This is a genomic window from Streptomyces sp. NBC_01428 (genome assembly GCF_036231965.1).
In the GTDB taxonomy this organism is placed as follows: domain Bacteria; phylum Actinomycetota; class Actinomycetes; order Streptomycetales; family Streptomycetaceae; genus Streptomyces.
In genome coordinates this window covers 6,660,444-6,680,020 of sequence record NZ_CP109499.1, presented here as the reverse complement: position 1 = coordinate 6,680,020, position 19,577 = coordinate 6,660,444, and the positions used below count along the sequence as shown (strand labels likewise).

16 protein-coding genes are annotated in these 19,577 nt (G+C 72.2%); 9 read left to right on the top strand and 7 right to left on the bottom strand.

Features of this window, described 5'->3' with window-relative positions:
- Positions 1-39 precede the first annotated feature (39 nt).
- From OG406_RS28890 to rsmH, 3 genes are read right to left on the bottom strand one after another with little or no spacing between them, the layout of a single operon-like run.
- Entirely contained in the window at positions 40-1,992 is a 1,953-nt protein-coding gene (locus OG406_RS28890) for a peptidoglycan D,D-transpeptidase FtsI family protein (RefSeq protein WP_323178201.1), read from the bottom strand.
- Between the two features lie 5 nt (positions 1,993-1,997).
- The gene (locus OG406_RS28885; protein ID WP_329188542.1) at positions 1,998-2,534 is read right to left on the bottom strand and encodes a septum formation initiator family protein; all 537 of its coding nucleotides are present in this window, start codon (positions 2,532-2,534) and stop codon (positions 1,998-2,000) included.
- 22 nt (positions 2,535-2,556) lie between these two features.
- Positions 2,557-3,561, bottom strand: a complete 1,005-nt coding sequence (gene rsmH / locus OG406_RS28880) for a 16S rRNA (cytosine(1402)-N(4))-methyltransferase RsmH (RefSeq protein WP_164373975.1) — start codon at positions 3,559-3,561, stop codon at positions 2,557-2,559.
- A 425-nt stretch (positions 3,562-3,986) separates the two neighbouring features.
- Between rsmH and OG406_RS28875 the strand changes: the two genes are divergently transcribed.
- The 4 genes from OG406_RS28875 to OG406_RS28860 all read left to right on the top strand — a co-directional run bounded on the left by OG406_RS28875 (position 3,987) and on the right by OG406_RS28860 (position 9,592).
- Positions 3,987-4,535 (top strand): beta-class carbonic anhydrase, encoded by a 549-nt coding sequence (locus OG406_RS28875; RefSeq protein ID WP_329188541.1) that lies wholly within the window; start codon positions 3,987-3,989, stop codon positions 4,533-4,535.
- A gap of 265 nt (positions 4,536-4,800) precedes the next feature.
- Positions 4,801-5,838 carry an AAA family ATPase gene (locus OG406_RS28870; RefSeq protein ID WP_164373973.1) on the top strand — a complete coding sequence of 346 codons (1,038 nt, stop codon included), beginning with the start codon at positions 4,801-4,803 and terminating at the stop codon, positions 5,836-5,838.
- Positions 5,838-7,199, top strand: a complete 1,362-nt coding sequence (locus OG406_RS28865) for a DUF58 domain-containing protein (RefSeq protein WP_267050559.1) — start codon at positions 5,838-5,840, stop codon at positions 7,197-7,199. The genes OG406_RS28870 and OG406_RS28865 overlap by 1 nt, the downstream gene beginning before the upstream one ends.
- Entirely contained in the window at positions 7,196-9,592 is a 2,397-nt protein-coding gene (locus OG406_RS28860) for a transglutaminase TgpA family protein (protein WP_329188539.1), read from the top strand. Before OG406_RS28865 ends, OG406_RS28860 begins: the two co-directional genes overlap by 4 nt.
- A 323-nt stretch (positions 9,593-9,915) precedes the next feature.
- On the opposite strand, the gene OG406_RS28855 is transcribed toward OG406_RS28860, so the two are convergent.
- The 3 genes from OG406_RS28855 to OG406_RS28845 all read right to left on the bottom strand — a co-directional run bounded on the left by OG406_RS28855 (position 9,916) and on the right by OG406_RS28845 (position 12,178).
- Positions 9,916-10,317 (bottom strand): DUF3040 domain-containing protein, encoded by a 402-nt coding sequence (locus OG406_RS28855; protein WP_081216746.1) that lies wholly within the window; start codon positions 10,315-10,317, stop codon positions 9,916-9,918.
- Positions 10,318-10,591: 274 nt separating this feature from the next.
- Positions 10,592-11,362 carry a methyltransferase gene (locus OG406_RS28850; RefSeq protein ID WP_164373970.1) on the bottom strand — a complete coding sequence of 257 codons (771 nt, stop codon included), beginning with the start codon at positions 11,360-11,362 and terminating at the stop codon, positions 10,592-10,594.
- Between the two features lie 234 nt (positions 11,363-11,596).
- Positions 11,597-12,178, bottom strand: a complete 582-nt coding sequence (locus tag OG406_RS28845) for an SAV_6107 family HEPN domain-containing protein (RefSeq protein WP_081216748.1) — start codon at positions 12,176-12,178, stop codon at positions 11,597-11,599.
- 173 nt (positions 12,179-12,351) lie between these two features.
- Between OG406_RS28845 and OG406_RS28840 the strand changes: the two genes are divergently transcribed.
- The 5 genes from OG406_RS28840 to OG406_RS28820 all read left to right on the top strand — a co-directional run bounded on the left by OG406_RS28840 (position 12,352) and on the right by OG406_RS28820 (position 18,505).
- Positions 12,352-13,188, top strand: coding sequence for an ATP-binding cassette domain-containing protein (locus tag OG406_RS28840; RefSeq protein WP_329188534.1), 837 nt, complete (start codon positions 12,352-12,354; stop codon positions 13,186-13,188).
- Positions 13,160-15,244 (top strand): YhgE/Pip domain-containing protein, encoded by a 2,085-nt coding sequence (locus OG406_RS28835; RefSeq protein WP_329188532.1) that lies wholly within the window; start codon positions 13,160-13,162, stop codon positions 15,242-15,244. Before OG406_RS28840 ends, OG406_RS28835 begins: the two co-directional genes overlap by 29 nt.
- Before the next feature lie 35 nt (positions 15,245-15,279).
- A complete protein-coding gene (locus OG406_RS28830; RefSeq protein ID WP_081216751.1) occupies positions 15,280-15,909 on the top strand; it encodes a TetR/AcrR family transcriptional regulator in 630 nt (209 codons plus the stop codon).
- A 389-nt stretch (positions 15,910-16,298) separates the two neighbouring features.
- On the top strand, positions 16,299-16,937 hold the full coding sequence (locus tag OG406_RS28825; protein ID WP_081221506.1) for a DUF4126 domain-containing protein: 639 nt from the start codon (positions 16,299-16,301) through the stop codon (positions 16,935-16,937).
- 44 nt (positions 16,938-16,981) lie between these two features.
- The gene (locus OG406_RS28820) at positions 16,982-18,505 is read left to right on the top strand and encodes a phytoene desaturase family protein (RefSeq protein WP_329188531.1); all 1,524 of its coding nucleotides are present in this window, start codon (positions 16,982-16,984) and stop codon (positions 18,503-18,505) included.
- A 64-nt stretch (positions 18,506-18,569) separates the two neighbouring features.
- Here OG406_RS28820 and OG406_RS28815 read toward each other — a convergent pair whose 3' ends face one another.
- Positions 18,570-19,553 (bottom strand): SCO2102 family sporulation regulator, encoded by a 984-nt coding sequence (locus tag OG406_RS28815; RefSeq protein WP_164373965.1) that lies wholly within the window; start codon positions 19,551-19,553, stop codon positions 18,570-18,572.
- Positions 19,554-19,577 lie beyond the last annotated feature (24 nt).

Here is a 19,577-nt window from a genome sequence, read left to right as displayed (position 1 = left end):
TGTGCGTGGGGGCTGATCAGGGTGTGCGGTCGGGGGTGGTCACGGCGTGTAGGTGACGGGCAGCCGGGCGGCCTGGGCGCCGGTGGGCGGGACCTGGAGGGTCTTCAGCGCGAACTCCATGACCTGCTTGTAGACGGGCCCGCAGATCTGACCGCCGAAGTAGCTGCCCTTGGTGGCGTTCTGGATCGCGCAGTACACGGTGATGCGGGGCTTGTCCGCGGGGGCGAACCCGGCGAACGACGAGGTGTAGCCGTGGTACTTGCCGGTGGCGGGATCCACGCGGTTGGCCGTACCCGTCTTGCCCGCGACCCGGTACCCGGGGATGCGCGCCTTGATGCCGGTGCCCTGCTCGTCGTCCACCACGGACTCCAGCATCTGGGCGAGGGTCTTCGCCGTCTTCTCGCTGACGACCCTCGTCTTCTTGGGCTCGGCGGCGGGGGTGAAGCGCCCGTCGGGCCCCTTCGCCCCGCGCACCAGCGTCGGCTCGATCCGGACGCCGCCGTTGGCGATCGTCGAGTAGACGGACGCGGCCTGCATCGCGTTGATGGAGACGCCCTGGCCGAAGGGGATCGTGTACTGCTGCGAGGTCGACCAGGTGTCCGGGGGCGCGAGGATGCCCGCCGTCTCGCCGGGGAAGGCGAGCCCGGTGTGGCTGCCGATGCCGAACTTGCGCAGGTACGAGTAGAGGACCCGGTTGGCCTGCTTCTGCGTCTTGCCGAGCTGACCGGTCGCCAGGATGGTGCCGATGTTGCTGGACTTGGCGAGGACGCCGTTGAGCGTCAGGTACCAGGTGGCGTGGTCGATGTCGTCCTGGAAGAGCCGGTCGCCGCGGTGCAGCCGGTTGGGCACCACGACATGCGTGGTCGGCGTCGCCGCGTTCTCCTCCAGGACGGCGGCCATCGACATCAGCTTGGCGGTGGAGCCGGGTTCGTACGCGTCCTGGAGGGCCGCGTTGCCCATGGCCGCCGCGTTGGCCTGGGTGAGGTCGTTGGGGTCGAAGCCGGGCGAGTTGGCCATGGCGAGGACCTGGCCGGTGCGGGTGTCCTGCACTATCACGTAGCCGCGGTCCGCCCTGGACTTCTTCACCTGCTCGGTGATGGCGTCCTGCGCGGCCCACTGGATGTCGCGGTCGATGGTCAGCTCGACGTCGGAGCCGGCCACGGCGGGCGTCTCGGTGGAGCCCACGGTCGGTACCTGACGGCCGCCGGACTGGGCGTAGCGGATCTTGCCGTCCTTGCCGGAGAGCTCCTTGTTCAGCTGCTGCTCGATGCCGCCGCCGCCCTTGCCGTCGGCGTTGACCCAGCCCAGTATCCCGGCGGCGAGAGCGCCGTTCGGGTACACGCGCTTGCTGGCCGGCACCGCGAGGACGCCCGCGAGGACGTTGACGGTGCCCTTGTCTGTCTCCGCCTTGGTCGCGAGCGTGCTCTTCAGGTCCTTGATCTGCTGCCAGACCTGCGGGGTGCGGCGGTGCGCGAGGAGGGTGTAGCGGGTGTTCTTCGCACGCAGCTTCTTCGCGACGGTGTCGGTGTCCTGGCCGATGATCGGACCGAGCAGCGCCGCGGCCTGCTCGGGGGCGTCCGTCACCTTGGTGGCCGCTTGCGTGAACATCGTCGGGTCCGCGGTGATGTCGTACGCGTCGACGCTCGTGGCCAGTTCGATGCCGTCGCGGTCGGTGATCCCGCCGCGTACGGCGGCCAGCGTGCGCCCGACGTACCGGTTCTGTTCGGCCTTCGCCGCGTAGGTGCTCGCGTCCACGGCCTGGACCTGGAGGAGCCGTACGACGAAGGCGATCATCACGAGCGTCAGCGCGAGGCTCACCATGCGCAGCCGGGGGCGCGGGCTGCCGAGCCGGATGACGCGCGGTCCTGCGGGGCGGCGCGAGGCCGGCCGGCGCACGGGCCGGCCGCCGGGGCCCGGTCGGCGCCGGCCGCCGGGGGGCACGGGCCGGGCGGGGCCGGGCACACGGCGGCGGGGCGGTTCCCTGTCGGACACTTCCGTCACCTGCCGGGGATCGTGGAGGGCTGTGTGGACGGGGCGGGGGCCCGGGTGGTGAGCGGGCCCGGGGAGGACTGCCCGGGGGCGGGCGGGGCCGCGGGGCTCGCCGGTGCGGCCGCGACCGGGGCGAGGACCTCGGGCGGCGGGGTCACCGGCGTCCGCGCGGCGGACTGCCGGGCGGCGGATCCGGGGACACCCAGGATCGTGCCGTCGGGGTTGAGGAAGGCCGGGTCGCCGCCGGGGACCATGCCGAGCTCGCGGGCGCGGCGCTGGAGGGCGTCGGGAGCGGAGTAGGCGTCCACGTCGCGCTGCAGTGCCTGCTCCTCGTCGGTCAGGCTCTTGGTGTCCTTCTGCAGGTCGTCGAGGCGGAACGCGCCCTCGCTGAGCGCCGAGTTCAGGACCAGGAGTCCGATGAGGCCGCCCCCGAGCAGCAGGACGACCAGCAGGACGAAGGGGGTGCGGGCGGCCTGTCCGGCGCCGGCCGGCAGAAGCCGTGCGAGCCGGGCGGCCCTCCCCCTGAGTTCGGGTTTTCCGCTCACTCGCCCTCCTTCTCCCCGCGCCTCACTCGGCGGCGTCCTCACGGATGCGTTGCGCTCCCCGCAGCCGGGCGGGTGCCGCTCGCCGGTTCTCGGCGACCTCTTCCTCGGTGGGAAGTTCGGCACCGCGGGTGAGGAGCTTGAGCCGGGGCTGGTACCGCTCGGGGACGACGGGCAGTCCGGGCGGCGCGGTGTTGGCGGCGCCGGCCGCGAACACCTGCTTGACGAGCCGGTCCTCCAGCGAGTGGTACGACAGCACGGCGATGCGTCCGCCGACGGCCAGCGTCTTCACCGCCGCGGGGACGGCCCGCTCCAGGACGCTCAGTTCGCCGTTGACCTCGATGCGCAGCGCCTGGAAGGTCCGCTTGGCCGGGTTGCCGCCGGTGCGCTTGGCCGCCTGGGGCAGCGCGTCACGGATCAGCTCGACGAGGCGGGCACTGTTGGTGAAGGGGTCCTTGTCGCGCTCGCGCACGACGGCGGAGACGATCCGCTTGGCCTGCTTCTCCTCGCCGTACGCGCGCAGGATCCGCACGAGTTCGCCGGGCGGGTAGGTGTTGAGGACCTCGGCGGCGCTCATGCCGGTCGTCTGGTCCATGCGCATGTCGAGCGGCGCGTCCTGCGCGTACGCGAACCCGCGGTCCGCCTCGTCGAGCTGCATGGAGGAGACGCCGAGGTCGAACAGGACGCCCTGGACGCGCGGGATGTCCAGGCGGTCCAGCACGTCGGGGAGTTCGTCGTAGACGGCGTGCACCAGGGAGGCCCGGTCACCGAAGGGTGCGAGGCGTTCCCCGGAGAGGCGCAGCGCCTCCTTGTCGCGGTCCAGGGCGACGAGCCGTACGTCGGGGAACCGGGTGAGGAGTGCCTCGCTGTGACCGCCGAGGCCCAGCGTGCAGTCGACGACCACGGCTCCGGGCTCGGTGAGGGCCGGGGCGAGCATGTCCAGGCACCGCCGGAGCATGACCGGGACGTGCCGCTGTCCCTCCGGTCGCCCGCTGCCGTCCTCGGTCGGAAGCGCTTCGCGCCCTTGCATTCCGGGCCCTCTCAGGTCCGGCGCGGCGATACGCACCGCCGGGTCCCCACCCGCTCGGGAAGGGGAGGCCTGCTGGCGCCGGATGAGAGGCGTCAGCCGACCGGGAGCGGGAGGAGGCCGAGCCGTACGTACGCGCCGCGCACGTGGGGAGACGCCGGAAAGTCGCCGGGTCTCCAGGGAAGTCAGTCCAGCGGGGAGAGCCTCGCCTCCCGCTTCGCGTCACTTTAGTCCACGGTGTCGCGCGGTCAATCAACCGGCCTGCGCGTCGCGGGCACCGCTCGGAACGAAGCCGCATATCGGCACGAATCACCCGTACGGGCCGACCGTCACCGCCCGTGTGGATTAGCTCACAACAAGCCGCGATGGCGTTCTTTGTCCCCTCTCACAGCAGGACTACTCCGCACGTGACCAGTAACGTCGTGGCTATGACGACTTCTGCATCCGTTCCCACCGAACCCGAAGGCGCCATAGCCGCGGACCGCACCGTCACGGACCGGCTCGTCGACGCGAACGGGCAGTACGCCGCCGCGTTCACCGACCCGGGGATGGACGCGCGCCCCGTGCTGCACGTCGCCGTGGTCGCGTGCATGGACGCCCGGCTGGACCTGCACGCCGCGCTCGGCCTGGAACTCGGCGACTGCCACACCATCCGCAACGCGGGCGGCGTGGTCACCGACGACGTGATCCGTTCCCTCACCATCAGCCAGCGGGCGCTCGGCACCCGCAGCGTGGTCCTCATCCACCACACCGGCTGCGGCCTGGAATCCCTCACCGAGGAATTCCGGCACGACCTGGAGATGGAGGTCGGCCAGCGCCCCGCGTGGGCGGTCGAGGCCTTCCGGGACGTCGACCAGGACGTACGCCAGTCGATGCAGCGCGTGCGCACCTCCCCGTTCCTGGTGCACACCGACGACGTGCGCGGCTTCGTCTTCGACGTGACCACGGGTCTGCTCCGCGAGATCGACCCCGCCTGACCCTCGGCCCGCGAAGCCCCAGGTCGCCGCGGTCGTCACCGCGTGGGACCCTCTCTTCACGAAAAACCCCGGCCTCACGGTGCCCAAAGGACCGTAAGAGCTGACATATCGCGGCCAGTTGTCCACAGGCGAGTGACACGAACCGGTAACGGCAACAAGAATGCGGGTGTGGCGTCACGCGGAACTGTTCGCGCGTGGTGTCCGTGTTTCGGGGTGGGCCGGTCCGCACAGGGCGTCGGCCCGTGAAAGGGCCGAGGAGGGCCGGGTGACGACCTATGACGATCGAGCGAGCCTCACTGATCTGACCGCCGTTGCGGAGCGTGTCCGCAGTTCGGTGGAAGGAGTGATCGAAGGCAAGCCTGAGGTCGTACGGCTTTCGCTGACCGTGCTGCTCGCCGAGGGACATCTCCTGATCGAGGATGTCCCCGGCGTCGGCAAGACCATGCTGGCCAAGGCACTGGCGCGGTCCATCGACTGCTCGGTGCGGCGCATTCAGTTCACACCCGACCTGCTGCCGTCGGACATCACCGGTGTCTCCATCTGGGACCAGCAGCGGCGTGACTTCGAGTTCAAGCCGGGTGCGATCTTCGCGCAGATCGTGATCGGCGACGAGATCAACCGCGCCTCGCCCAAGACGCAGTCCGCGCTCCTGGAGTCGATGGAGGAGCGGCAGGTCACCATCGACGGGCAGACCTACGAACTGCCCAGCCCCTTCATGGTGGTCGCCACCCAGAACCCGGTCGAGATGGAGGGCACCTACCCCCTCCCGGAGGCCCAGCGGGACCGCTTCATGGCCCGCGTCTCCATCGGCTACCCGAGCGCCGAGGCCGAACTGCAGATGCTGGACGTGCACGGCGGGGTGAACCCGCTGGACGACCTCCAGCCCGTCGCCCACGCGCACGACATCGTCAAGCTGATCGACGCGGTCCGCACGGTCCACGTCGCCGACCCCGTCCGCCGGTACGCGGTGGACCTTGTGGCCGCCACCCGCACCCATCCGGATCTCAGACTCGGGGCCTCGCCGCGTGCGACGCTGCACCTGCTGCGCGCCGCCAAGGCGTCCGCCGCCCTCAGCGGCCGTGACTACGCCCTGCCGGACGACGTGCAGGCGCTCGCCGTCGCGGTCCTGGCGCACCGCCTGCTGCCCACGGCCCAGGCGCAGCTGAACCGCCGAACGGCCGAGCAGGTCGTCCTGGAGATCCTCCAGCACACCGCCATTCCTGCCGCACCCCAGCAGCAGTCCGGTCTCACGATGGGCCGGGGGGCACCCACGTTCGGCCAGCAGCCGCCCCGGAGGCTGTGATGAGCCACGGGGGCACGGAGCACACCGCCGAGGAGGACAAGGGCGGGCTGCGCACCGCGCTCGCCGGGCTCACCACACGCGGGCGGTCCTTTCTGGCCGCCGGTGTGGCCGCCGCGATCTGCGCCTACGTCCTCGGGCAGAGCGACCTGCTCCGGGTCGGCCTGCTCCTCGCCGTGCTGCCGCTGGTCTGCGCCACCGTGCTGTACCGCACCCGCTACCGGGTCGCCGGCAGCCGCAGGCTCTCCCCCGCGCGCGTGCCCGCCGGCTCGGAGGCCCGCGTCCATCTGCGCATGGAGAACGTCTCGCGGCTCTCCACGGGACTGCTGATGCTCCAGGACCGCGTGCCGTACGTGCTCGGTCCGCGCCCCCGGTTCGTGCTGGACCGGGTGGAGGCGGGCGGGCGCCGCGAGGTGTCCTACCGGGTGCGCTCGGACCTGCGCGGCAGGTACCCCCTGGGTCCGCTGCAGCTGCGGCTGACGGACCCGTTCGGGATGTGCGAGCTGACCCGTTCCTTCTCGACGTACGACACCCTGACGGTCATCCCCCGTGTGGAGGCGCTGCCGCCGGTGCGGCTGACCGGCGAGGCCAAGGGGTACGGCGACGGACGGCAGCGGTCGCTGGCGCTCGCCGGCGAGGACGACATCATCCCGCGCGGGTACCGCTACGGCGACGACCTGCGCCGCGTGCACTGGCGGCTCACCGCGCGCTACGGCGAGCTGATGGTCCGTCGCGAGGAGCAGCCCCAGCGTTCCCGCTGCACGGTGCTGCTCGACACCCGGGGCGTCGCCTTCCGCGGCGCGGGCCCCGACTCGGCCTTCGAGTGGGCGGTCGCGGGCGCGGCGTCGACGCTGGTGCACATGCTCGAACGGGGCTTCTCCGTGCGGCTGTTGACGGACACCGGCAGTTCGGTCCCCGGCGAGGGCGCCGAGGGTTTCACGGGCGCCAGCCAGGAGTCCGCGGACGCCGCCGGGATGATGATGGACACACTCGCCGTGATCGACCACTCGGACGGTACGGGCCTGTCCCCCGCGTACGACGTGCTGCGCGGCGGGAACGAGGGGCTGCTGATCGCCTTCCTCGGGGACCTCGACGAGGAACAGGCCTCGGTGCTGGGCAAGATGCGCCAACGCAGCGGTGGGGCCGTCGCGTTCCTGCTGGACAGTGAGTCCTGGGTGCGGGAACCCTCCGACGTGTCCGGCCCGTTGGACAGGAGCGAGGACCGCTTGCGCATGTTGCGTGAGGCGGGCTGGACCGCCGTCACGGTGCCGCGGGGGGTGCCCCTGGCCGAGCTGTGGCGGGAGGCGGACCGCCTGCGCACGCACATGGCGTCGACGGGGACGACCACGGGGGGTGGCATATGAGCGGGCGGGCCCGACTGGCCGTGTGCGCGACCGCGGCCACACTGATGGCCTCCTGCGCGCTGCTGCCGCTGGTGGACCCGGCGACCTGGCTCTTCCAGGCCGCGTTCCTGCTGGCCGTCCAGAGCGGTGTGGGTGCCCTGACGCGGCGGGTTCCGCTGGCCCGGCCGCTGACCGTGGCCGCGCAGGCGCTGGTGACGCTGATGATGCTGACCCTGGTCTTCGCCCGCCAGCAGGCCGTCGCCCTGATCGTGCCCGGCCCGGAGGCGTTCCAGCACCTGGGAACCCTCCTCCAGGCGGGCACCGACGACGTCGGCAGGTACTCGATCCCGGCCCCGCTGTCGGACGGCATCCGGTTGATGCTGGTCGGCGGTGTCCTGGTGATCGGGCTCGCGGTGGACGCCCTCGCGGTGACCTATCGCAGCGCCGCGCCCGCCGGACTGCCGCTGCTCGCGCTGTACTCGGTCGCCGCCGGTCTCGCCGGTGGCGGCGCGGCCTGGCTGTGGTTCCTGCTCGCCGCGGCCGGCTATCTGATGCTTCTGCTGGCCGAGGGCCGCGACCGGCTCTCGCAGTGGGGCCGTGTCTTCGGCGGGGCCCCGCGCGCGCCCGGCCCGGACCTCGCCACCGGCGCCGTCGCACCCGTCAGGACGGGGCGGCGGATCGGCGCGGTCGCGCTGGGCATCGCCCTGGTCGTGCCGCTCGCCCTGCCCTCCCTGGACGGCGGTCTGCTGGACGGCACGGGGCGGGGCGTGGGGAACGGCCCCGGAGGCGGCGGCACCATCTCCGCGGTGAACCCGCTGGTCTCGCTCCGCGACAGTCTGAACGTGGACGAGGACCGCACGGTCATGACCTATCGCACCAACACGAACGAGACCCAGGACCTGTATCTGCGGATCGTCTCGCTGGACGACTTCGACGGCACGGCCTGGAAGCCGGCCCAGCGGCACATCCAGGAGGTGCCGAAGACGTTCCCGGCGCCGATCGGCCTCGGCGGTGACGTCCGGCGGTCCGCGATCCAGACCCGCATCTCGGCGGCCGAGTGGTACGGGCAGGACTGGCTGCCGATGCCCTACCCGGCCAGCAAGGTCGACATCAGCGGCTCCTGGCGGTACGAGCCCGTGGGGCGCACCCTCGTCGGCGACCACGGCCAGAACACCCGCGGGGTGCAGTACCAGGTGACGAGCCTGATGGTGCAGCCGACGGCGCAGCAGCTGGCGGACGCGCCGCCGCCTCCGGCCTCCCTGAAGCGCGAGTTCACGAAGGTGCCGGAGTCGTTGCCCGCGGTCGTCGCGAACACGGCCCGCAAGGTCACCCGGGGCTCGGCCAACCAGTACGAGCAAGCGGTCAAACTCCAGGACTACTTCGCCGTCAGCGGCAACTTCCGGTACGACACCCAGGTGCAGGCCGGCAGCGGCTCCGCCGCGATCGCACGGTTCCTGAAGGAGAAGGAGGGCTTCTGCGTCCACTTCTCCTTCGCGATGGCGGCGATGGCACGGACGCTGGGGATCCCGGCCCGCGTGGCGGTCGGTTTCACCCCGGGCACCCCGCAGGCCGACGGATCGATGTCGGTGGGGCTGCGGGACGCGCACGCCTGGCCCGAGCTGTACTTCGAGGGGGTGGGCTGGACCCGCTTCGAGCCGACCCCCAGCCGGGGCACGGTGCCGGCGTACACGCAGTCGGACACCCCGGGCAATGACCTGCCGGTGGTGCCGAGGCCGTCCGACTCGGCGTCCGCGGCACCCTCCACGGCCCCGTCGGCCAGCGAGAGCTGCTCGACGCAGTTGCGGAAGCTGCAGGCCTGCCCGAGCGAGTCCTCGGCGGCGGCGGTCGGCCCGTCCGACGACGACTGGCCCTGGTTCAAGATCCTCGGGCTCACCCTGGCCGGCCTTCTCGTCCTGGGGCTGCCGCTGCTGCCGATGCTCTGGCGGATGAGAGTCCGTGCCGTCCGGCTCGGCGGCCACGGCCGCACCGAGGCCGATGTCCCGGCGTACACGCTGGCGGCCTGGCTGGAGGTGACGGACACGGCGTGGGACCACGGGATCCCGCCGGAGGAGTCGCAGACCCCGAGAAAGGCCGCCGAGCGGATCGCCCGGCTGGGCGAGTTCGGACCGGAGGCCTCGGCCTCGGTGCACCGGCTGGCCGCGGCCGTGGAGCAGGTGCTCTACGCTCCGCGTCCCCGGCCGGTGACGGGTCTCGCGGAGGACGCGCGCCGGATCGAGGGGGCCTTGAGAGCCTCCGCCAGCCGTCCCGCACGATTGCGTGCTCTTCTCGCCCCGCGTTCGGCCGTCCGGGTGGCCTGGTCCACGGCGGCAGCCTGGACCACGTTCAGAACGCGCCTGTCGGCCCGTCTGGACACCGTCCTCCGTCGCCCCCGCCCGTCGGGCCAGAATCCCTGATCGACAGACCGGAGCCCGGCCGCAGATCTCGCACGATCTGCGGCCGGGCTCCGGTCTGTCGCGCGTCCCACGGCGGTGGCCCGTGGGCCCTCAGGGCGGCGCCCCACTCGGCGGCGGGCCGCACAGGCCGTCGATCATCGGCGCAGGAGTCCAGAGCCCGGCGTGGGCCGGGGTCGCGAGGCCCGGCCCGGGCCGGAAGAACGCCCCCGTGAGTCCGCAGCGCGGGGCGTGGAAGGTGCCGTGAACGCATGCCTGAGGGGGCGTCCACCCGACCGGGTGGACGCCCCCTCACGTACAAGGTCTTCGGCTACGACACCGGAGGTCTACTGACCGCCCTGTTGTTCGTCGCGACGACGCTGCCAGCGCTGTTCGATCCGATCCATCACGGACCGGCGTTGCCGGCCCTGACGGCGAGCGGCGGGCGAACCCGCAGCGGTCGGCTGTTCACCCGGCTTGGGAGCTTTGCGCCAGCCGGTGACGGCGAGCACCGCGCAGCCCAGCATGACGAGGAAGCCCACCACGCTCAGCCAGATCTGAACTGCGACCATTCCAGCCATGAGGAGCGCGATACCCACCAGGAAGCCCGCGACCGCCTGGTAGACCCGTCGCCGGGTGTACGTACGCAGCCCGCTTCCCTCAAGCGCTGTCGCGAACTTGGGATCTTCGGCGTACAGCGCTCGCTCCATCTGCTCGAGCATTCGCTGCTCGTGCTCCGAGAGCGGCACGGAGTCCTCCTCATCGTGCAGTCGCCGGGGCGACCGGGGGTCCCCTTCAGGATAGGCAGGGAATCGCCCCCGTGAAACCCGCCCCTCTACGCCAATCCGCCAACCGGAACCCGCCATGGCACCCCGATCCACTGAGGCGTGCATTCCCCAGCGAACGGTCCGTCATGCCGGACGGTCTCCCTCGATCATACGGCGCCGAGCACACGATCGGGTGGTCTGTGGCGTACTCCATCTGACGCCGAGCCCCTGATCAGCGGCGCACCACGGGCGGCACTCAGCCCTCGACGGCCCCGCGGGCCTCACCGAGCACATGGAGCTGTGTGGCCACGGAGTGGAAGGCGGCGAGTTCGGCCGCCGCGGCCTCCAGCTTCAGAAGCGCCTCCAGCGCGCCCGGCTCGGTGTCCACCAGGACTCCCGGGACCAGGTCCGCGAAGACCCGGACCCCGTGCACGGCGGCCACGTGCAGGCCCGCGCCGGTGACCAGAGCGGTGAGCTGTTCGGCGGTGAAACGGTGCGGAACAGGATCACCCTCACCCCAGCGTCCGTCCGGGTCGTCCAGGGCGTGTCGCGCCTCCTTGAAGTGACCGGCGAGGGCACGGGAGAGCACGGCGCCGCCCAGCCCCGCGGCGAGGAGACTCAGGACACCCTCGGGCCGCAGGGCGTCCACCACGTTGCGGACGCCTTCGGCCGGACTGTCCACGTACTCCAGGACGCCGTGGCACAGCACCGCGTCGTAGCCGCCGCGGTCGACCACGTCGAAGAGTCCGTGCGCGTCGCCCTGGACGCCCTGCACGCGGTCGTCCACGCCGGCCTCGGCGGCGCGGCGCTCCAGCGCGAAGAGCGCGTTCGGGCTGGGGTCGACGACGGTGACCCGGTGTCCGAGGCGGGCGACCGGCACGGCGAAGTTGCCGCTGCCGCCTCCAGTATCCAGGACGTCGAGCGACTCCCGCCCGGCGGCCTTGACCCGGCGGTCGAGGGCGTCCTTGAGGACCTCCCAGACCACGGCGGTACGGAGAGAAGCGCGGGGGCGCATCGGGTCCGACACGGCAGTTGACTCCTCGGCGCGGCACCGCCTCGTGAACGGCGGAGCGATCTTCGGGCCCCCCGGCGGGAGGCAGCAGGCGCCTCCACCCTATTGCCTCCGCCGCCGTGGCCGATCCCCCGTCTCACGCGCGCCGGACCACGTGCCGACCGGGTGCCGATCCCGTGCCCGGGGGACGCCCGCCGGGTGCGGATCGGACACCGGTCGGAGGCGGATCGGGTGCGGATCGGACGCCGATCAGGTGCCGACCTGATCCCCGCGGCTCCTCCGGTTCCCCCACTCCCGCCCCTCCCCCGGCTCGGCCTCCTGGTCCTGCCGGGGCTGGGGCAGCACGGGTTGCAGGACGAGCATGCGTTCGACGAGACGCAGGAACACGGCGACGTCGCGTATCAGGTCGTCGGCGTCACGCGTCGTGGCCGCTCCCCGTATGCCCGCCTCGGCGCGGGCGCGGCGGGTCGCCCCCGAGGCGAACAGCGCGCTCCACTCGGTCAGTTCGGGTGCGATCTCCGGGAGGACCTCCCAGGCGCTGCGGATGCGGGCCCTGCGGCGGGACGTGGGCTCCGGACGGCCGCGGGCGGCGAGTACGGCGGCGGCTGTTCGAAGCGCCGCCAAGTGGGCAGTCGCATAGCGCTCGTTCGATGTCTCCAGCGCTGTCGCCTCGTCGAGGCCGGCGCGGGCCTGGGCGAGCAGGTCGAGAGCGGCGGGTGGCGCGGTGGCCCGGCGGAGCACGGGATGCACGTCGCCGGCGGGGCCGGTCAGTGAGGGGGCAGGGCCGGTGGCGCGGCGCCGGCGTGCGGCGGCTGCGGACGAGCTGGCCATGACGAACCTCCTGTCGTCGTGTGACGGCACTGTGGCCGTATGTGCCCATCGTGCGGTATGGCACTGACAATCCGTTCTGACCTGGGATTTTGCTTCGATCGAAGGTTCGGAGTAGTTTTTGCACTGACCAGTCAGTTCAAAAGTAGTTCGATGTTCCAGGGGATGGGGAAGCTGTGGACGGTCCGCACGGACTGGGCGTCACGGCCGAGGAGTTCGGGCTCAAGGGACCCCGCGGCTGGGCGTTCCGAGGGGTCCGGTTCGACGTGGAGCCGGGATCGCTCGTCGCGATCGAGGGACCGTCCGGGTCGGGCCGTACCTGCCTGCTGCTCGCGCTCACGGGACGGATGAAGGCCACCGAGGGGACGGCGGCCGTCGGTCCGTCGAGGCTGCCGAAGCAGTTGGGCGCGGTGCGCCGGGTGAGCGCGGTCGCGCACGTGCCCGGGGTCACGGACCTCGACCCGGCGCTGACCGTCGGGGAGCACCTGCGTGAACGGGCCCTGCTGCAGCGGAGGTTCGGCGGCTCGCTGCGGTCCCTGCTGCGGCCGCGCGGCGAGCGGGCGCGCGGGGCCGCGCTGCGGATCGAGGCCGCCCTGGCCGCCGCGGGGCTCGACCCGGAGGCGCTCCCCAAGGGGGCCAGGACCGCCGTACGGGATCTGGAGCGCCTCGAAGCCCTGCGGCTGGAGATCGCGCTGGCCCTGATCGGCCGTCCCCTGCTGCTCGGCGTCGACGACACCGACCTCAAGCTCTCGGACGCCGAACGGGCCGAGGCGTGGGCCCTGCTGTCCTCGCTCGCCGCGTCCGGCGTCACGGTGTTCGCCGTGTGCAGCGAGGCCCCTGAAGGCGTCCCGGTCGTGTCCACCACCACGCCGGCGGACACCGACACCCCCGTCGACGCCCACACCCCGGCCACCGGCGACAGCGACAGCGACAGCGACAGCGACAGCGACAGCGAAGACAACGACGACGACAAGGAGTCGGCCGATGCGCTCGCCGAAACTGGCCGCTCTTGAGCTCCGCCGCTTCGGCCGGGGCAAGCTCCCCCGTGCCGCGCTGGTCGCTCTCCTGCTGCTGCCCCTGCTGTACGGCGCCCTCTACCTGTGGTCGTTCTGGGACCCGTACGGCCGACTCGACCGCATACCCGTGGCGTTGGTGAACGACGACAAGGGCGCGACGGCCGCCGGCCGGAAGATCGCGGTCGGCGACGACATCACCGAGGGGCTGCACGACAGCGACACCTTCGAGTGGCACGAGGTGAGTTCGGCCGAGGCGCGCCGGGGTGTCGAGGACGGCACGTACTACTTGTCGCTCACGATGCCGGGCGACTTCAGCGAGCGGATCGCGTCCAGCTCCGGCAGCTCGCCGGAGACGAGCGCTCTCCAGGTGCGGACCAACGACGCGAACAACTACATCGTCGGGCAGATCTCCCGGACGGTGTTCGGCGAGGTCCGCACGGCGGCGTCCACGAAGACCTCGCGCTCGTTCCTGGACAAGATCTTCATCTCGTTCTCGGACATCCACGGGAAGACCGTGCAGGCGGCCGAGGGGGCCGACGAGCTCAACGGCGGCCTCGGCAAGGCGAAGAAGGGCTCCAAGGACCTGGCCGACGGTCTGAAGGAGGCCAAGAAGGGCAGTGGGAAGCTCTCCGGCGGCCTGAAGAAGCTCACCACGGGCGCGGGCGACCTGGAGGACGGTTCGCGCCAGGTCGCGGACGGCACCCAGCAGTTGGCGGACAAGGTCAACGGGGTCGCGGACAAGGTGGGGCCGTTCCTGAAGGACAACGAGAAGTCGATCGGGGACACCGCGCAGCTCGTCGCCGACTCGACCTCGGGGATCCGGCACAACCTGGACACCCTGGTGACGACGGCTCCGCTCGCGGCCAAGGGCGCCCACGCGGCGTCCGACGCGCTCGACGGCGTCTACCGCGCGCGGTGCACGACGCTGCCCGTCCCCGACCCGGCGTGTCCCGAGCTGAAGAAGGCGAAGGAGGCGGCCTCCGACGTCGTGAAGGTCGCCGACGACCTCGACACGCTGATCGACGACCAGGACGGCGACCTCGCCGCGATGGACAAGAACCTGAAGACACTGGGGAAGCAGGCCCAGGCACTCGCCGACCGCTCGCCGCACCTCTCCGAGGACCTCGACGACGCCGTCTCCAAGATCAACAAGCTGAACGACGGCGCCGCGAAGGTCGCCAAGGGGGCGAAGCGGCTGCACTCCGGGCTCGGCACCGCCGAGACCGGCGCCGCCGACCTCGACGACGGCCTGGGCCGCCTGAAGACGGGCGCGACCACGCTCGACGGCGGCCTGTACAAACTCGTCGGCGGCTCCGACAAACTGGCCGGCGGGCTGCACGACGGCGCCAAGAAGATCCCCGACTACGACAAGGACGACCGCGACCGGCGGACCCAGGTCATGGCCGACCCGGTCCAACTGGCCTCCAGGGACCTGCACAAGGCGCCCAACTACGGCACCGGATTCGCCCCGTACTTCATCCCGTTGTCGCTGTGGGTGGGCGCGATGGTGGCGTACATGCTGATCCAGCCGCTGAACCGGCGCGCGCTCGCCGCGGGTGCCTCGGCCTGGCGCATCGCGCTGGCCGGCTGGCTCCCGGTCGTCGCCGTCGGCGTCCTCCAGACCGCCGCCCTGATGGCGGTGCTGCACTGGGGGATCGGCCTCCAGATGGTGCGGGCCGGCGGAACGGTCGGGTTCCTGTTCCTCGTCACGGCGTGTTTCGCGGCGATCGTGCAGTGGCTGAACGCGCGCTTCGGAGCGGCCGGACGGATCCTCGTCCTCGCCCTCCTGATGCTCCAGCTGACGTCCGCGGGCGGCACCTACCCCGTCCAGACCAGTCCGGGCTTCTTCAACGCGATCCACCCCTTCCTGCCGATGAGTTACGTGGTCGAGGCGCTGCGCCGGCTCATCACCGGCGGCGGCCTGGGACCCGTCTGGCCGGCCTGCGCCGTCCTGACCGCCTTCACCGCGGGCGCCCTCGCCCTGACCGCCCTTTCGGCCCGTCGCAAACAGGTGTGGACCCTCGACCGGCTGCACCCGGAGCTGAGCCTGTGACCCGGCACGCGGGCGCTCCTGTGAGAATCGGGGCCATGGAAAGCAGCAGCACCACGGCGGCCGGCGGCGGCCGCCGCGAGGCCACCCGGCAGAAGCTCTACGAGGCGGCCGTCACCCTCATCGCCGAGCAGGGCTTCTCCGCCACCACGGTGGACGAGATCGCGGAGCGTGCCGGGGTCGCGAAAGGCACGGTCTACTACAACTTCGCGAGCAAGTCCGTCCTCTTCGAGGAGTTGCTGCGGCACGGGGTGGGACTCCTCACCGCCTCGCTGCGGGAGGCGGCGGAGGGCACCGCGCGGGACGGCGGCAGCAAGGTCGACGCGCTGGACGCGATGATCCGCGCCGGTCTCGTCTTCATCGACCGCTACCCGGCCTTCACCCAGCTGTACGTGGCCGAGTTGTGGCGCACCAACCGCGCGTGGCAGTCCACGCTGATGGTGGTGCGGCAGCAGGCGGTCGCCGTCGTGGAGGGCGTGCTGCGCGACGCGGTCGCCGAGGGCGAGCTGAGCGACGAGATCGACATCCCGCTGACCGCGGCGGCGCTGGTCGGGATGGTCCTGGTGGCGGCCCTGGACTGGCAGGCGTTCCAGCCGGAGCGCTCCCTGGACGACGTCCACGCGGCGCTCTCCCGGCTCCTCCAGGGACGCGTCAGCGGCCGGGGCTGACCCCTCCGGGGACGGGCGGCCGCCACCGACGAGCACACGAAGGCGCCGGTCCGCAGTGGCCGCGTCCCCCGCGGGCCCTGCGAACCGGCGCCTCCGTCGTGCTCCCCCGTGCGTTCCCCGACGAGACCCCGTTCGGTCGTCCTCCGGGCTCCCCCGTGCCTCACTCCCGCCGAGCCTGCCGGCGGAAGGAGCGGCCAAGGGCGCGTGTTCCGTTCCGCCGCCCCGTGTCGGCGGTACCGGAGCCGCGCCCCCTCCGTGCCTCCACTCTCTCGTTCCCGCAGGTCGGAACCCATCCGTACGCCTACTCATATCGACGTCTGGGTACGGATACTCAGGCCTGCGCACGGATGCCCAGGACGTGCGCCCGCCGAGTGGCTACGATCGCGTCCGTGTCCGTACTCCCCCTGGTCTTCACCAGCGGCTGGGCCAGCGGCATCAACGCGTACGCGGTGGTGCTGCTCCTCGGCATCTTCGGCGCGACCGGGCTGACCGACGAGGTCCCGGAGACGCTCCAGCGCCCCGAGATCCTGATCACCGTCGGCGTGCTGTTCCTCTTCGAGGCGGTCGCGGACAAGATCCCGTACGTCGACTCGGTCTGGGACTCCGTGCACACCGTGGTCCGGCCCGCCGCGGGCGCCTGGGTCGGGGCGCTGCTCGCCGGACAGAGCGGTTCCGTCTCCGACCTGTGGGCGGGGGTGCTCGGCGGTTCCACGGCGCTGGCGAGCCATACGGTCAAGGCCGGGACCCGGATGGCGATCAACACCTCGCCCGAGCCGTTCAGCAACTTCGTGATGAGCACCGCCGAGGATCTCGGGGTCGCGGGCATCCTCACGTTCGCCATGTTCCATCCGGAGGCGGCGGCGATCATCGCCGCGGTTCTGCTGTTCAGCGGCCTCGTGGTGGTCTACTTCCTCGTCTCGCGCATCCGGCGGTTCATGCGCCGCAGGGCGCAGCGCCGGGAGGAGAGACGGCTCGCGGAACGGGTCGGGCAGCCACCCGACAGGACCGGGCCCGTCCACCGGGACTGACCTCCTGGAGAGGGCTGTCGGTGGCGGCCGATAAAGTCGCCGGCATGGGACGGATTGCGGTGATCGGCGCCGGGATGGGCGCGATGGCGGCCGCCGCCCGGCTGGCCGTCGCGGGCCACCGGGTGGTGGTGTACGAGCGGGCGGAGACCTACGGCGGCGCCGTGGGCCGCTTCGAGCGCGACGGCTTCGCCTTCGACACGGGCCCCGCCCTGCTGACACTGCCCGCGGTCTACCGCGATCTGTTCGTCAAGACGGGCCGGCAGCCGTTGGAGGAGTCCGTCGGCCTGGTGCAGGTCGATCCGTCGGCGCACCACGTCTTCGCCGACGGCACCCGGGTGTCCCTCCCGAACGCATCGCGCGCGGGGGTGCTCTCGGCGCTGGACGAAGCGCTCGGCGCGGGCGTCGGCGCGCGGTGGGGCGACTTCCTGGTGCGGGCCCGCGAGGCGTGGGACCGCGCGCGCAGACCGCTCCTGGAGGAGCCCCTGTGGCCCAATTGGCCGGTGCTGGCCGAGCGCGACCCGTATCCGTCGGTGCCGCACAAGAAGCTGCTGCGCACCCGCCGGGCCGGCACGCTCGCCGAGGTCGCCGCCTGGGAGCTGCGCGACGCCCGTCTGGCGGCCCTCCTGGAGAGCCACGCCCTGGCGTACGGGCTCGACCCGCGCGTCACGCCCGCGAGCGCCGCGGTGCTGCCGTACATGGAGCACGCCTTCGGCACCTGGTATGTGCGCGGCGGTGTCCGGGAGTTGGCGCGCGCGGTGTACGAGCGGTGCGTGGCCCGCAGGGTCGAGTTCCGGTTCGGGACACCGGTCGGGCGGATCGTCGAGAAGGACGGCCGGGCCGTCGGCGTGGAGGTGTCCCCGGACGGCGCCGGTGCTTCCGGCCCGGGCACGGGCACGTTCGAGGAGGCGGACTTCGTGGTCGCCGGTGTGGCCCCCGGGGTCCTCGAAGGTCTGCTGCACGGCACGGTGATCCGGAACGGCGACGACGTGCCGGCGCGATCCGGGGGTGCGAGCCGGCTGACCGTCCTGCTGGCGCTGCGCGGCGGTCGTCCCGAGGGAACGGCGCACCGGACGGTGGTCCACACGGCCGACAGGGACGGGGAGTTGGAGGCGATCTTCGGCGAGCGCCCGGGTCCCCCGGTGGCGCCGACCGTCGTGGTCTCGCGGCCCGACGATCCGGCGCTGGTGCCCGACAGCGGCCACGAGGCGGTCACGCTGACCGTCACGGTGGCCTCGGGCGCTCCGGTCCGCGAGGCGGACGTGGAGCGGGTTCTCGACACCGCCGGGCGGGCCCTGCCGGGCCTGCGGGACCGGCTGTTGTGGCACGAGGTCCGGACACCCGCCGATGTGGCCCGGGCGACCGGTGCCACGGGGGGCGCGGTTCCCGCCCCGGCCCTCGCCGCGGCGGACGGGCTGCTCCTGCACCCGTCGAACAGCACGCGGCTGCCGGGGCTGTTCACGGCAGGGGGGTGGGCACATCCCGGCGGCGGTCTGCCGCACGCGGGCATGTCGGGCGCCCTGGTGGCGGGACTGATCGTGGAGGGACCGGACTTCCAGGGCTCGCAGTGACCGGAGCCGCCGGGACCCCGGTCGGGGCCGGCGTCCGTACGGGCCTTCGCGCGCGGTGCGCCGGTCAGTACCGGTACTGCTCGTCGTACCCGGTGTTGCCGTTGCCGCCGCCGTTGCCCTGGTAGGGGTACTGCTGCTGCTCGGGCGGGAGTTCGCCGCCGTAGGACTCGTCGGTGTTGCGCTGCTGCGGCACCCAGACACCACCGGCCGGGGTCTCACCGCCGTACGTGCCGTTGCCGTACTGGTCCTGGCCGTAGCCCTGCTGCGGGTACTGCTGCTGGTCGCCGTAGCCCGTGGTGTCGTACGAGGCGCCGGAGTACGTCTGCGTGCCGATGTACGGGTCGGAGTAGGCGGCGTACTGCTGCTGGCCGTTGTCGTAGCCGTACTGCTGCTGGTCGTAGCCGGTGTAGCCGTCGTACGCGTAGGCCTGCTGGTCCTGGGACTGGGCCGTCGGCGCGTACGCCTGCTGGTCCTGGGAGGCACCGGTGTAGGACTGGTCGGCGGCGGCCGCGTAGGCGTTGGCGTCGTAGACGCCGTAGGAGCCGGTGTCCTCGGGCAGGGGCTGCGGCTCGTAGACCGCGGTGGACTCGGCGGCCGTGGGCTCGGCACCCGGGGGCATGAACCGGTCGGACTGGGCGGGCGTGAAGACGTCGTCCTCGCCGGGGTACGGGTCCTCGTGGGCGTAGGACCGCCCACCGGTCGATTCGAGGTCGGAGACCTCCGGCGGCGGGTCCGCGAGGTCCGGCTCGCCGCGGCGACGCTTGCTGGGCTTGGCGGGCTTCTCCTGCGCGGAGCGGCCGTTGATGGCCCAGCCCTGGGCAAAGCCCTTGCGGAAGGAGAGCGTCACGTACGTCTGGCCGACGGTGAACGCGATCGCGCCCAGACCGATGACCACGACGGAGTGCATCAGGACGCCGAGGACGACACCGAGGAAGCCGACGAAGGCGAGCAGCCGGAACCGCAGGCGCGCCTTGTACTGCAACAGCACCTCGCCGAGCAGCCACAGCGCGACGATGCCGAATGCAAGATAGAGGACCGTCAAGCCCATGTACGCCCCTCTCCCAGTGGCCGC

Excerpts from the sequence above, each read along its gene's own strand:
- OG406_RS28835 (WP_329188532.1), top strand. The coding sequence starts at position 13,160 with ATGCGCTCGCCGAAACTGGCCGCTCTTGAGCTCCGCCGCTTCGGCCGG.
- OG406_RS28845 (WP_081216748.1), bottom strand. The coding sequence starts at position 12,178 with ATGGCCAGCTCGTCCGCAGCCGCCGCACGCCGGCGCCGCGCCACCGGC.
- OG406_RS28875 (WP_329188541.1), top strand. The coding sequence starts at position 3,987 with ATGACGACTTCTGCATCCGTTCCCACCGAACCCGAAGGCGCCATAGCC.
- OG406_RS28860 (WP_329188539.1), top strand. The coding sequence starts at position 7,196 with ATGAGCGGGCGGGCCCGACTGGCCGTGTGCGCGACCGCGGCCACACTG.
- OG406_RS28865 (WP_267050559.1), top strand. The coding sequence starts at position 5,838 with ATGAGCCACGGGGGCACGGAGCACACCGCCGAGGAGGACAAGGGCGGG.
- rsmH (WP_164373975.1), bottom strand. The coding sequence starts at position 3,561 with ATGCAAGGGCGCGAAGCGCTTCCGACCGAGGACGGCAGCGGGCGACCG.
- OG406_RS28820 (WP_329188531.1), top strand. The coding sequence starts at position 16,982 with ATGGGACGGATTGCGGTGATCGGCGCCGGGATGGGCGCGATGGCGGCC.
- OG406_RS28815 (WP_164373965.1), bottom strand. The coding sequence starts at position 19,553 with ATGGGCTTGACGGTCCTCTATCTTGCATTCGGCATCGTCGCGCTGTGG.
- OG406_RS28830 (WP_081216751.1), top strand. The coding sequence starts at position 15,280 with ATGGAAAGCAGCAGCACCACGGCGGCCGGCGGCGGCCGCCGCGAGGCC.